Genomic DNA, 13,671 nt, shown 5'->3' with positions numbered 1-13,671 from the left:
GCGCGGTGCGCGGGCCACCATGCGGGCGGCGCGGCGCCGCCTTACAATATCGGCTTACCCAGAGGCGCTCAACATGTCGTTTTCCCGAAGCGCAGCCGATGCGGCTGACACCTTCCCCGATCTCGCCGCCACGCTCGGCGCGCCCGCCGAAGGCGCGTTCGTCACACTTGGCGACGCGTTTCATACGCGGCTGCCGGCCGCGCCGCTTGCCGCACCGTACGTCGTCGGCTTTTCCGACGAAGTCGCGCAACTGCTCGACCTGCCGCCATCGATTGCCGCGCAGCCCGGGTTCGCCGAGCTGTTCGCCGGCAATCCGACGCGCGACTGGCCCGCCAACGCGATGCCGTACGCATCGGTGTATTCCGGCCACCAGTTCGGCGTGTGGGCCGGCCAGCTCGGCGACGGCCGCGCGCTGACGATCGGCGAGCGCACCGGCACGGACGGCCGCCGCTACGAGCTGCAACTGAAAGGCAGCGGCCGCACGCCGTACTCGCGGATGGGCGACGGCCGCGCGGTGCTGCGCTCGTCGATCCGCGAGTTCCTGTGCTCGGAAGCGATGCATCACCTCGGCATCCCGACCACGCGCGCGCTGACGGTGATCGGTTCCGACCAGCCGGTGGTCCGCGAGGAGATCGAGACGTCGGCCGTCGTCACGCGCGTGTCGGAAAGCTTCGTGCGCTTCGGCCACTTCGAGCACTTCTTCTCGAACGATCGCCCCGACCTGCTGCGCCAGCTCGCCGACCACACGATCGACCGTTTCTATCCGGATTGCCGCGACGCGGACGATCCCTACCTCGCGCTGCTCGAAGCCGCGACGCTGCGCACGGCCGACCTCGTCGCGCAGTGGCAGGCCGTCGGCTTCTGCCACGGCGTGATGAACACCGACAACATGTCGATCCTCGGCGTGACGATCGACTACGGCCCGTTCGGCTTCGTCGACGCGTTCGACGCGAACCACATCTGCAACCACTCCGATAACAGCGGCCGCTACGCGTACCGGATGCAGCCGCGCATCGCGCACTGGAACTGCTATTGCCTCGCGCAGGCGCTGCTGCCGCTGATCGGGCTGCAGCACGGCATCGCCGATGACGATGCGCGCGCCGAGCGCGCGGTGGATGACGCGCAGGCCGTGCTCGCGAAATTTCCGGAACGCTTCGGCCCCGCGCTCGAACGCGCGATGCGTGCGAAGCTCGGCCTCGAGCTCGAACGCGAGAACGATGCCGAACTCGCCAACAAGCTGCTCGAGACGATGCATGCGAGCCACGCGGATTTCACGCTGACGTTCCGCCGGCTCGCGCAACTGTCGAAGCACGACGCAAGCCGCGACGCGCCCGCGCGCGACCTGTTCATCGACCGCGACGCGTTCGATGCATGGGCGAACCTCTACCGTGCACGGCTGTCCGAGGAAACGCGCGACGACGCGGCACGTGCGGTCGCGATGAACCGCGTGAACCCGAAATACGTGCTTCGCAACCATCTGGCCGAAGTCGCGATCCGGCGCGCGAAGGAAAAGGATTTTTCGGAAGTCGAGCGGCTCGCGCAGGTCCTGCGCCGGCCGTTCGACGAACAACCGGAGCATGAAGCGTACGCGGCGTTGCCGCCGGACTGGGCCGGGTCGCTCGAAGTGAGCTGCTCGTCCTGAAGCCCCCAACCCGCGCGTATCGACCGACCGATCAGGAGAACCCCACATGTCCCACGATTCCGACGACAAGACCTTCCCGTACCAGAAGGACGACGCCGAGCTGCGCCGCCGGCTCACGCCGATGCAGTACGAGGTCACGCAGCATGCGGCGACCGAGCGCGCATTCACCGGCGAATACACCGACACCGAGGACGCCGGCATCTACAAGTGCGTCGTGTGCAGCACGCCGCTGTTCGAATCCGGCTCCAAATTCCACTCGGGCTGCGGCTGGCCCAGCTACTTCAAGCCGCTCGACGGCGAGGTGATCGACGAAAAAGTCGACTACTCGCACGGCATGGTGCGCGTCGAGGTCCGCTGCAACCATTGCGGCGCGCATCTCGGCCACGTCTTCGAGGACGGCCCGCGCGATCAGACCGGTTTGCGGTACTGCATCAATTCGGCTGCGTTAAACTTCGAATCCCGACCCGAAAACGAATGAGCGGCGCCGGGCGGATCGGCGAGGTGATCCTCGCCGGGCGGCCTGCTCCCGGGCTGGCCGCCCCCGATCCGCGACGGCGGTGCCCGGCGGGTCCCTACAACGGTGAAAGGCCGCGCAAGCGGCCTTTCACGCAGCTGCGAGCGCCATGAAATTCCTGTTCGATCTGTTTCCGATCATCCTGTTTTTTGTCGCCTTCAAGGTCTGGGGCATCTTCACCGCCACCGCCGTCGCGATCGTCGCGACGCTGGCCCAGGTCGCGTGGGTCGCCTTCCGGCACCGGAAGGTCGACACGATGCTGTGGGTCAGCCTCGGCGTGATCGTCGTCTTCGGTGGCGCCACCCTCGTCCTGCATGACGAGAAATTCATTCAATGGAAACCGACTGTGCTGTACTGGCTGTTTGCGGTCGGGCTGCTTGCCGCGCGCTATGCGTTCGGCAACAACCTGATCGAGAAGATGATGGGCAAGCAGCTCACGCTGCCGCACCCGGTGTGGGACAAGCTGAACGTCGCGTGGGCGCTGTTCTTCGCGGTGCTCGGCGTCGCGAACCTGTATGTGGTGCACAACTTCACCGAATCGCAATGGGTGAACTTCAAGCTGTTCGGCACGACCGGCGCAATGGTCGTGTTCATCATCCTGCAGAGCCTGTGGCTCACGAAGTACCTGAAGGACGAATGACATGACGGACGCCTTTCTCCACGCGTCGCCCGACGAACGCATCGCGCTGATCGAAGCGCGCCTCACCGCGTCGCTCGCGCCCGTGTCGCTCGCCGTGCGCGACGACAGCGCGCAGCACGCGGGCCACGCCGGCGCGGCCTCCGGCGGCCACTACACGGTCACGATCGTGTCGGCCGCCTTCGCGGGCAAGCCGCGCGTCGCACGGCACCGGCTGGTGTATGATGCGCTCGCTGATGCGATGCAGCGCGGCATTCACGCGCTCGCGATCGTGGCTTACACGCCCGAAGAATTCAACGAATCTTCTATCTAGTCTCATTAGGAATTCCCGATGATCCTGAAATCCCCCCGCCTGTGGGTCGCGGCGGCTGCTTTCGCAGCGGCGCCGGCATTCGCCCAGAACATCGCCGTCGTCAACGGCACGCCGATTCCGAAGTCGCGCGCCGACGCGATGGTCGCGCAGCTGGTCCAGCAAGGCCAGACCGACAGCCCGCAACTGCAGCAGGCCGTGCGCCAGGAACTCGTGAACCGCGAGATCCTGATGCAGGAAGCGATCCGCGAAGGCATCCCGAACCGTCCGGACGTGAAGGCGCAGGTCGCCGTCGCGCAGCAGACCGTCGTGCTGCGTTCGATGATCGAGAGCTTCCTGAAGAAGAACCAGCCGACCGACGCCGAAGTGAAGGCGCGCTACGACGAGCTCGTCAAGGGTGCCGGCGGCAACCGCGAATATCACCTGCACCACATCCTCGTCGACAACGAGCAGCAGGCGAAGGACCTGATCGCGAAGATCAAGGCCGGCGCGAAGTTCGAGGATCTCGCGAAGCAATACTCGAAGGATCCGGGTTCGGGCAAGAACGGCGGCGATCTCGACTGGTCCGACCCGAAGGCGTACGTGCCGGAATTCGCGGCAGCCGCGCAGAAACTGCAGAAAGGCCAGATGACCGACGCGCCGGTGAAGACGCAGTTCGGCTGGCACATCATCCGCGTCGACGACATCCGCGACATCGCACCGCCGCCGTTCGACCAGGTGAAGGCGCAGATCGCGCAACAGCTCGTGCAGCAGAAGCTGCAGGCGTTCGAGGAAGGCCTGCGCCAGCAGGCGAAGATCCAGTAACGCCGGCGCGCCCGTCGCCCGTGCATCGAAAAGCCGCTCTTCGGAGCGGCTTTTTCAATTGGTGCGCCTGCAGCGCGCGCATCGCGAGGTTCCGGCCGTCAGTCCACGTGCAATAAAAAAGCCGCTCCGAAGAGCGGCCATTGCTGTACTTGACGATACCCGCCCGCATCGCAGCGTTCGCTACGCGGGATAGAACACGTCGCGATAGCGAACGTCGCCCGACGGTCGCGGCGCCGATTCGTCGAACGACAGCGCGAGGAAATACTCGGGCGGTACGTCCGGAAACACGATGGCGCCGGACGGTTCGAACCCGAAGCGCGCGTAGTACGCGGGATCGCCGAGCACGACGCAGCCACGCGCGCCGAGCCGACGCAACGCGTCGAGCCCCGTGCGCACGAGCCCCGCGCCGATGCTCTGCCGCTGGCAGTCGGGCCGCACCGCGAGCGGCGCAAGCCCGTACCACTGCTGTCGATCCGACGGTTCGCCGCCGATCGCGACCGGCGAGAACGCGACGTGGCCGATGATGCGCCCGTCGCGCTCCGCGACGAGCGACACGCTCAGCGCGCCGTCCGCGCGCAGCGCGTCGACGATCTGCCGCTCGAACTGTCCGCCCTGCGGCTCGCTCGCGAACGCCGCGACGATCACGCGGCCGATCGCGTCGGCCTCGCTCGCGCGCTCGTCGCGCAGCGTGACGACCTCGACCGGCGCATTCGGGTCGAACATCATCCGGATCAGCCGATCCAGCGGCGCGCGTTGCGGAACACGCGCATCCACGGGCTCGCTTCACCCCAGCCTTCCGGGTGCCAGCTCATCGCGACCGTACGGTGCACGCGCTCCATGTGCGGCATCAGCACCGAGAAGCGGCCGTCGGCCGTCGTGACCGACGTGATGCCGGCCGGCGAGCCGTTCGGGTTGAACGGATAGCGCTCGGTCGCTTCGCCGCGGTGGTCGACGAAACGCATCGCGACTGCAACGCGGTCGATGTCGCCCTGCTGCGAGAAGTCCGCGTAGCCTTCGCCGTGCGCGACCGCGACCGGAATCCGCGAGCCTTCCATCCCGGCGAAGAAGATCGACGGCGACTTCTCCACTTCCACGAACGAGAAGCGCGCCTCGAACTGCTCGGATTTGTTGCGCGTGAACTTCGGCCATGCTTCCGCACCCGGAATCATCGACGAGATGCTGGACAACATCTGGCAGCCGTTGCAGATGCCGAGCGCGAACGTATCCGGACGCGCAAAGAACGCCGCGAACATGTCGGCGAGGTTCGCGTTGAAACGGATCGTCTTCGCCCAGCCTTCGCCCGCACCGAGCACGTCGCCGTACGAGAAGCCGCCGCACGCAACCGCCCCCGCGAAATCGGCGAGCGTCGCGCGACCCGCGAGCAGGTCGCTCATGTGCACGTCATGCGCATCGAAGCCCGCACGGTCGAACGCGTAGGCCGTTTCCAGATGCGAGTTCACGCCCTGCTCGCGCAGGATTACGACGCGCGGCCGCGCGCCGGTCGCGATGAACGGCGCGGCGATGTCGTCGGCCGGATCGAAGCTCAGCACCGGCGAGATGCCCGGATCGGCCGCGTCGAGCAGCGCGTCGTATTCGGCATCCGCGCATGCGGGGTTGTCGCGCAGGCGCGCGATGCGCCAGCTCACTTCGCCCCATGCACGATGGAGTTCGGTGCGCGGCGCGTCGAAGATCTTCTTCGCGTCGCGGTACACCTCGATCACGTCACGGTCGTTGACCGAGCCGATCACGTGCGAGCACGTCGACAGGCCGAACTCGCGCAGCGCGCCGAGCACCGCGTCGCGATCGGCCGTGCGCACCTGCACGACGGCGCCGAGCTCCTCGGAGAACAGCGCGCGCAGCGTGCGATCGTCGCGGCGACCGCTCGTCTGCTTCGCCCAGTCCTTCGCGTCGCCGTAGTCGGATTCGTGGTTCTCGTCGAGCGTCAGCATGTCGACGTTCAGCGACACGCCCGCGCGGCCCGCGAACGCCATTTCGCACACCGTCGCCCACAAGCCGCCGTCCGAGCGGTCGTGGTACGCGAGCAGCTTGTCCTGCGCGTTGAGCGACTGGATCGCGTTGAAGAAGCGCTTCAGGTCTTGCGCATCGTCGACGTCCGGTGTCGTGTCGCCGACCTGCTGCGTGACCTGCGCGAAGATGCTGCCGCCCATCCGGTTCTTGCCGCGGCCGAGATCGATCGCGATCAGCACGCTGTCGCCCGCGTCGGCGACGCGGCGCAGTTGCGGCGTCAGGTGGCGGCGCACGTCCTCGACCGGCGCGAACGCGGAAATGATCAGCGACACCGGCGAGACCACTTCCTTTGCGACACCCTGCTCGTCCCACTTCGTCTTCATCGACAGCGAGTCCTTGCCGACCGGGATGCCGATCCCGAGCGCCGGGCACAGCTCCATGCCGATCGCCTTGACCGTGTCGAACAGCGCGGCGTCCTCGCCGGCCGTGCCGCATGCGGCCATCCAGTTCGCCGACAGCTTCAGCTTGTCGAGCGACGCGATCGGCGCGCTCGCGATGTTCGTGATCGCTTCGCCGACGGCCATGCGGCCCGATGCGGGCGCGTCGATCACCGCGAGCGGGGTGCGCTCGGCCATCGTCATCGCCTCGCCCTTGAAGCCCGCATAGTCGAGCGCGGTGACCGCGCAGTCGGCCACCGGCACCTGCCACGGGCCGACCATCTGGTCGCGCACCGACGTGCCGCCGACCGAACGGTCGCCGATCGTGATCAGGAACGACTTGCTGCCGACCGTCGGGTGCTTCAGCACGTCGACCGCCACTTCCGACAGCGCGATGCCCGTCACGTCGACCGGCGCGCGCTCGGTCGCCACGCGCGCGACGTCGCGGTGCATGCGCGGCGGCTTGCCGAGCAGCACTTCCATCGGCATGTCGACCGGATATTCGTCGGCACCCGCCGCTTCGGCGTCGACGAGCTGCAACTGGCGCTCGTCGGTTGCGACACCAACCACCGCGAACGGGCAGCGCTCACGTGCGCAGATCGCCTCGAAGCGCGGCAGGTCGGCCGGCGCGATCGCGAGCACGTAGCGCTCCTGCGCCTCGTTCGACCAGATCTCGCGCGGCGACAGGCCCGATTCCTCGAGCGCGACCTTGCGCAGTTCGAAGCGTGCGCCCTTGCCCGCGCCGTCGACGATCTCGGGGAACGCGTTCGACAGGCCGCCCGCGCCGACGTCGTGGATGCTCAGGATCGGGTTTTCCGCGCCGAGCTGCCAGCAGCCGTTGATCACTTCCTGCGCACGACGCTCGATTTCGGGGTTGCCGCGCTGCACCGAGTCGAAATCGAGCTCGGCCGTGTTCGCGCCGGTCGCCATCGAACTCGCCGCGCCGCCGCCCATGCCGATCCGCATGCCGGGGCCGCCGATCTGGATTAGCAGCGAGCCGGCCGGCACGTCGTGCTTGTGCGTATGTTGATCCGCGATGTTGCCGAGGCCGCCCGCGATCATGATCGGCTTGTGATAACCGCGCACCTGACCGCCGACGTTCTGCTCGTACACGCGGAAGTAGCCGCCGAGGTTCGGGCGGCCGAATTCGTTGTTGAACGCGGCGCCGCCGAGCGGGCCGTCGATCATGATCTGCAGCGGCGACGCGATGCGGTCCGGGCGGCCGTACGGGCCGTGCGCGTCATTCGGATTGCGCTCGCCGACCGGCTGCGCCGCGTCGCGCGCGTTTTCCCACGACCGGCGTGCATCAGGCAGGTCGAGGTTCGACACGGTGAAGCCCGTGAGGCCGGCCTTCGGACGCGCGCCGCGGCCCGTCGCGCCTTCGTCGCGGATCTCGCCGCCCGCGCCGGTCGCCGCACCCGGGAACGGCGAGATCGCCGTCGGGTGGTTGTGCGTCTCGACCTTCATCAGCGTGTGCGTGAGTTCGGTGTGGCGGCCATAACGTTCACCCGGCTCGCCGGCCGCGCCCGCGTTGCGCGGGAACCAGCGCTCGGCCTCGGCGCCGACCATGATCGACGAGTTGTCCGAATACGCGACGATCGTGCCCTGCGGGTTCAGCTTCTCGGTGTTGCGGATCATCGCGAACAGCGACATGTCCTGCGCTTCGCCGTCGATCGTCCACTGCGCGTTGAAGATCTTGTGGCGGCAGTGCTCGCTGTTCGCCTGCGCGAACATCATCAGTTCGACGTCGGTCGGGTTGCGTTCGAGCTTGCGGAACGCGTCGACCAGGTAGTCGATCTCGTCGTCGGCGAGCGCGAGGCCCAGTTCGCCGTTCGCGCGCTCGAGCGCGCCGCGGCCGACGCCCAGCACGTCGACGCTCGCGAGCGGCTTGGCCGGCAGTTCGTCGAACAGGTGCTTCGCGTCGTCGCGCGCGGCGACCACGCTTTCGGTCATCCGGTCATGCAGCGCAGCGGCGACGGCCGCACGCGCGTCGTCGGACAGCGCCTTCTTGCCGCCGAGCAGGCCCGACTTCAGCGTAACCGTGAATTCGACGCCGCGCTCGATACGGCGCACCTGCGTGAGGCCGCAGTGCTGCGCGATGTCGGTCGCCTTGCTCGCCCACGGCGAGACCGTGCCGAAGCGCGGCAGCACGACGAAGGTCTCGGACGCCCCCTTCTCGGCCGCCGGCTCGAACGGCGCGCCGTAGTGCATCAGCGCGTCGATGCGCGCGCTGTCGTCGGCCGACAGCGGCTCGGCCGCATTGACGAAGTGCAGGAACTGGCCGCGCACCGCGACGATGTTGGCGTCGATTTGCCTGAGCGTGTCGAGCAGACGGGTTTGACGGAAATCGGAGAGGGCCGAAGCGCCGGGAAAACACGAGAAGTGAGCCATGGGCTGGACTGACGTCGATGAGTCGCGCGAGGTGGCGACGTGGGGCGAAAGGAAGGCCGCAATTATACCCGGAAGTCGGGCGCCCAAAACCGGCCGATCGGTAGTCCGCATGCACCGCAACGGTGCCGCGGCGCGCGCCGTACACGGCCGCCCGCCGGGCCGGCCCGCGCGGGCGCGGCAGCCGGCGGCCGTCGCGCGGCCGCACGGCACGCGCTCGCCCGACGCCGGTTGGCGCGATTTTGGCGCTATCATTCCGGGTTCACCGGGCCCGGGCCCTCAGCGAATTCTCACCGGGCGGCGTGCGCGCCGCCCGTCATCGAAGCAATCCATGGATGTCATCGTCATCGGCGGCGGAATCAGCGGCGTCGCCACCGCCTACCAGTTGCGCGCGGCCGGCCACCACGTGTGCGTGGTCGAACGCCACGCGACCGTCGCGCAGGGCGCGACCTACGGCGACGGCGGCGCACTGCTGCCGAGCCCGCTCGACGTCTGGTTCGGCCCGACCTTCATGCGCCAGCCGCGTGACAGCGGGATCGTCTACAAGCCGGGCTTCAACGGCGGCGTGCGCCGCTTCGTCAAGCAGCTCGGCACGCTGCGCGAGCCCGACGCGTTCGCCGCGCAGTACGCGCGGCTGCGCCCGCTGATCGACGCATCGCGCGACACGCTCGCCGACATCGAAACACGCCTAGAACTCGAATTCGAACAGAAGCCCGGCATCCTGCACGTCGTGCGCGATCCGCGCGACTGGGAAGCGATGCAGCCCGCGCTCGACCTGCTGCGCACGCTCGACCAGCCGTACCGCACGCTGAGCGCCGACGAATGCGCGGCGCTCGAACCGTCGGTGCCGGCCGAGCCCGGCTTCGCCGGCGGCGTGCTGCTCGAGACCGAGCGCACCGGGAACTGCCCGCTGTTCGCGAAACTGGTCAAGCAGACGCTCGACGAGCACGGCGTGCAGTTCCGCTTCGGCGCGGACGTTGCCGCGATCCGCGTCGACACCGGCCGCGCCGCGGTCGAACTCGTCCCGTCCGGCAACCGGAACGCGGCGAATGCGCGCGAAGTCGACGTGATTTCCGCCGACGCGATCGTGGTCGCCGCCGGCGCCGGCAGCCTGTCGCTGCTCGAACGGCTCGGCTGGCACCTGCCGCTGCATCCGGTGCGGGTCCACACGCTCACCGCGCCGGTCGCCTACGAAGAGCACGCGCCGCACCTGAGCGTCGTCGATTCGATCAAGCGGATCTCGATCACGCGCACCCACCAGCGGCTGCGCATCGGCGGCGGCGCCGTGCTGCAGAGCCTGCCCGACACCGCGAAGCCGCTCGCCGAGCCGCTGTCCGAGGCCGCGCTCGCGCTGCTCGGCCAGGCCGTCCACGATTGGGTCCCCGGTGCCGCCCGGATCTCGGCCGCGCTGTCGTGGCAAGGCACGCAACTGCTGTCGCCGGACGGCCTGCCCGTCGTGGGTCCGACCCCGCATCCGCGCGTGTTCGTCAATTTCGGGCACGGCCCGACCGGCTGGGGGCTCGCGTGCGGGTCTGCTAAAGTGGTGACCGACTACCTGGGCGGCGACGTGCAGGACTGGCCCCCCGACACGCTCGCCGCGCTGCGCGCCGAGCGCTTCACGACCTGACCGCCGCGGGCCCGTCCCGGGGCGGCATCCTTGCCAGCCGCCACGATCCCGCGATGACCGTTACCCGCCCGCTTCCCGACTCCGATCCGATCGCGCTGCTGCGCGTCGCCGACCTGCGCGCGGCGGAAGCCGACGCCGCCGCGGCGCTGCCGCCGCACACGCTGATGGGCCGCGCAGGTGCCGCCGCCGCGCGCTGGCTGTCCGAGCGCGTCGCCGGCGACGACCGCCCCGTGTGGTTCGCGGTCGGCCCCGGCAACAACGGCGGCGACGCGCTGGTGGCCGCCGCGCAGCTCCAGCAGCTCGGCGTCGCGACGCAGGCGTGGATGCCGGTGCCGGTCAAGCCGGACGACGCGTTATGGGCGCTCGGCCTCGCGCGCGCGGCCGGCGTACCGCTGTCGGCAACGCCGCCCGCATCGCTCGACGGTTACGCATGGGTCGTCGACGGGCTGTTCGGCATCGGTCTCCGCCGCGCGCTCGACGGCGCGTTCGCCGAGCAGGCCACGCGCATTGCCGCGCATGCGCACAGCGGCGGCCGCGTACTCGCGCTTGACGTGCCGAGCGGGCTCGACAGCGATACGGGCCGGATCGTCGGCGCGGGCGTCGCCGTCGCGGCCACGCATACGCTCACCTTCATCGGCGCGAAGCCGGGCCTCTACACGGGCGACGGCCGCGACCTCGCCGGCGAGATCGCCGTCGCATCGCTCGACGTCGCGCCGCCCGCCGCACCGGCCATCGTGCTGAACGCGCCCGCGCGATTCGCTGCGGCCCTGCCCGCGCGCGCATTTGCGTCCCATAAGGGTACGTTCGGCAGCCTCGCGGTGCTCGGCGGCGACACGGGCATGTGCGGTGCGCCGATCCTGGCCGCGCGTGCCGCGCTGTTCGCGGGCGCCGGCAAGGTGCACGTCGGCTTCCTCGGCGCCGGCGCGCCGCCGTACGACCCGCCGTTCCCCGAACTGATGTTGCATCCGGCCGACGGCCTCGACCTCGGCGCGATGACCGCGATCGCGGCCGGCTGCGGCCTCGGCACGCGCGAGGCCGCGGCAACGCTCGTGCGCGACGTGCTCGCGCACGACGCCGTGACACTGCTCGATGCCGACGCGCTGAACCTCGTCGCGACGCACGCGGACCTCGCGGCCGCCGTCGCCTCGCGCGGCGCGCGCGGCAATCCGTGCGTGCTGACCCCGCATCCGCTCGAGGCCGCGCGGCTGCTCGGCAGCGACACGGCGACGGTGCAGCTCGATCGCGTCGCAGCCGCGCAGGCGCTCGCCGCGCGCCATGCGGCCATCGTCGTGCTGAAAGGCTCGGGTACGGTCATTGCGGCACCCGACGGCCGCGTGACGATCAACCCGACCGGCAACGCGGCGCTCGCCACCGGCGGCACCGGCGACGTACTCGGCGGCCTGATCGGCGCGTTGCTCGCGCAGCGCGTCGGCCCGTACGAAGCGGCGCTCGCGGGCGTCTACCTGCACGGCCTCGCGGCCGACACGCTGACCGCGCACGGTACCGGCCCGGCCGGGCTCACGGCCGGCGAACTCGCACCGATGGTGCGCACGCTGATCAATCGCCTTTTTTATCCGTCGCCGCGCGCCGACACATAACGCCGCTATACTGACTGCCCCGCCGCACGGCGGGCCCTCTCGTCCGCCGGCCCTCCGATCCCGATGAGCCGGCGCGGCATTCCTCCCGATTCACGCTTCACTCGAACCGCCATGACGCTGAATTCGCTCCCCGCCTGGACTGCCCTTCAATCCCACTTCGAACAGATCCGCCACGCCCGGCTGCGCGACTGGTTCGCGCCGGAAAACGACCGCGCGCCGACCCGCGCCGAACGCTTCACGATCGCGGGCGGCGGTCTCGCGGCCGATCTCTCGAAGAACCGCATCAATGACGAAACGCTGCGCCTGCTCGTGCAGCTCGCGCGCGACGCAGGCGTCGAAGCGCGCCGCGACGCGATGTTCGCGGGCGAGATCGTCAACCCGACCGAAGGCCGCGCCGCGTTGCACACCGCGCTGCGCGCGACCGACCCGCAAGCGCCGTTCCACGCGCAGGTGAGCGCCGAGCGCGCGAAGATGGCGACCTTCGCGCGCGCCGTGCGCAGCGGCACGTGGACGGGCTACACCGGCAAACGCATCCGCCACGTGATCAACATCGGCATCGGCGGCTCCGATCTCGGGCCGAAGATGGTCGTGCATGCGCTGCATCACGTCGCAACACCTGAAATCTCGACCCACTTCGTGTCGAACGTCGACGGCGCTGATCTCGCGCGCGTGCTCGAACAGGTCGATCCCGAGGAAACGCTCGCGATCATCGTGTCGAAGACCTTCACGACCCTCGAAACGATGACGAACGCACGCTCGCTGCGCGACTGGTTCGTCGCGCGCGGCTGCCCCGAGGACGCGCTCGCGAAGCACTTTGTCGGCGTGTCGGCGAACCCGGCCGAAGTCGTGAAGTTCGGCATCGCCGCGGACAACGTGTTCGAAATGTGGGACTGGGTCGGCGGCCGCTATTCGCTGTGGTCGGCGGTCGGCCTGTCGATCATGATCGCGATCGGCCCCGAGCAGTTCGACGAACTGCTGGCCGGCGCGAACGACATGGACCGCCATTTCCGCGCAGCGCCGCTCGAGCGCAACCTGCCGGTGCTGCTCGGCCTGATCGGCATCTGGTACCGGAATTTCTTCGGCTCGCAGAGCTATCTCGTCGCGCCGTATTCGGAAGCGCTGCACTACCTGCCGTCGTACCTGCAGCAGCTCGAAATGGAGAGCAACGGCAAATCCGCGCGCCTGGACGGCACCTTCGTCGATTACCCGACGTCGGCCGTCACGTGGGGCGAGCCGGGTACCAACGGCCAGCATGCGTTCTTCCAGATGCTGCACCAGGGGCCGACGATCGTGCCGATCGACTTCATCGCGGTGCTGACGCCCGAGCATCCGCTCGCGAGCCATCATCCGAAGCTGCTCGCGAACTGCTTCGCGCAGAGCGAGGCACTGATGCTCGGCCGCACGCTCGAAGAAGCACGCAAGGTCGCCGGGCCCGGCAAGGAAGCGCTCGCGCCGCACCTGACGTTCCCTGGCAACCGCCCGACGACGACACTGCTCGTCGATGCGCTGACGCCGCGCACGCTCGGCGCGCTGATCGCGCTTTACGAGCACAAGGTGCTCGTGCAGGCGACGGTGTGGGACATCAATCCGTTCGACCAGTGGGGCGTCGAACTCGGCAAGATTCTCGGCAAGGTCGTGGAAGCCGACCTGTCGGCCGAGTCGGTCGAGCCCGCGAAGCACGACTCGTCGACCACGGCGCTGATCGAATGCGCCCGCGCGGCGCTCAAGCGCTGACGCGACGGCGTC

Annotated in this window: 10 protein-coding genes; 8 read left to right on the top strand and 2 right to left on the bottom strand. The window is 69.1% G+C overall.

Translation table 11 applies throughout. The features are described 5' to 3' along the window. Positions 1-73 precede the first annotated feature (73 nt). The 5 genes from JYG32_RS03445 to JYG32_RS03425 all read left to right on the top strand — a co-directional run bounded on the left by JYG32_RS03445 (position 74) and on the right by JYG32_RS03425 (position 3,907). A complete protein-coding gene (locus tag JYG32_RS03445; RefSeq protein WP_213264653.1) occupies positions 74-1,642 on the top strand; it encodes a protein adenylyltransferase SelO in 1,569 nt (522 codons plus the stop codon). Between the two features lie 46 nt (positions 1,643-1,688). Continuing rightward, entirely contained in the window at positions 1,689-2,120 is a 432-nt protein-coding gene (msrB, locus tag JYG32_RS03440; protein WP_096471129.1) for a peptide-methionine (R)-S-oxide reductase MsrB, read from the top strand. Between the two features lie 145 nt (positions 2,121-2,265). Then, entirely contained in the window at positions 2,266-2,796 is a 531-nt protein-coding gene (locus JYG32_RS03435) for a septation protein A (protein ID WP_034181202.1), read from the top strand. Position 2,797: 1 nt separating this feature from the next. After that, on the top strand, positions 2,798-3,106 hold the full coding sequence (locus JYG32_RS03430; RefSeq protein ID WP_047900921.1) for a BolA family protein: 309 nt from the start codon (positions 2,798-2,800) through the stop codon (positions 3,104-3,106). An 18-nt stretch (positions 3,107-3,124) separates the two neighbouring features. Further along, positions 3,125-3,907, top strand: a complete 783-nt coding sequence (locus JYG32_RS03425; protein ID WP_174380883.1) for a peptidylprolyl isomerase — start codon at positions 3,125-3,127, stop codon at positions 3,905-3,907. 180 nt (positions 3,908-4,087) lie between these two features. Here JYG32_RS03425 and JYG32_RS03420 read toward each other — a convergent pair whose 3' ends face one another. Both JYG32_RS03420 and purL read right to left on the bottom strand, forming a co-directional pair. Continuing rightward, positions 4,088-4,633, bottom strand: a complete 546-nt coding sequence (locus tag JYG32_RS03420) for a GNAT family N-acetyltransferase (RefSeq protein WP_174380887.1) — start codon at positions 4,631-4,633, stop codon at positions 4,088-4,090. 5 nt (positions 4,634-4,638) lie between these two features. Beyond that, positions 4,639-8,703, bottom strand: coding sequence for a phosphoribosylformylglycinamidine synthase (gene purL / locus JYG32_RS03415; RefSeq protein WP_213264652.1), 4,065 nt, complete (start codon positions 8,701-8,703; stop codon positions 4,639-4,641). 328 nt (positions 8,704-9,031) lie between these two features. On the opposite strand from purL, the gene JYG32_RS03410 reads away from it, so the two are divergent. From JYG32_RS03410 to pgi, 3 genes are all read left to right on the top strand, one after another. Then, positions 9,032-10,327: an FAD-dependent oxidoreductase gene (locus JYG32_RS03410; RefSeq protein WP_213264651.1), complete on the top strand. Its 1,296-nt coding sequence runs from the start codon at positions 9,032-9,034 to the stop codon at positions 10,325-10,327. Positions 10,328-10,380: 53 nt separating this feature from the next. Next, positions 10,381-11,925 (top strand): NAD(P)H-hydrate dehydratase, encoded by a 1,545-nt coding sequence (locus JYG32_RS03405; protein WP_213264650.1) that lies wholly within the window; start codon positions 10,381-10,383, stop codon positions 11,923-11,925. Positions 11,926-12,036: 111 nt separating this feature from the next. Continuing rightward, positions 12,037-13,659, top strand: coding sequence for a glucose-6-phosphate isomerase (gene pgi / locus JYG32_RS03400; RefSeq protein WP_213264649.1), 1,623 nt, complete (start codon positions 12,037-12,039; stop codon positions 13,657-13,659). The last annotated feature ends 12 nt before the right edge of the window (positions 13,660-13,671 follow it).

The sequence above is a fragment of the Burkholderia pyrrocinia genome (genome assembly GCF_018417535.1).
GTDB classification, from domain to species: Bacteria; Pseudomonadota; Gammaproteobacteria; order Burkholderiales; family Burkholderiaceae; genus Burkholderia; species Burkholderia pyrrocinia_E.
This window is presented reverse-complemented; position numbering and strand designations above follow the sequence as displayed.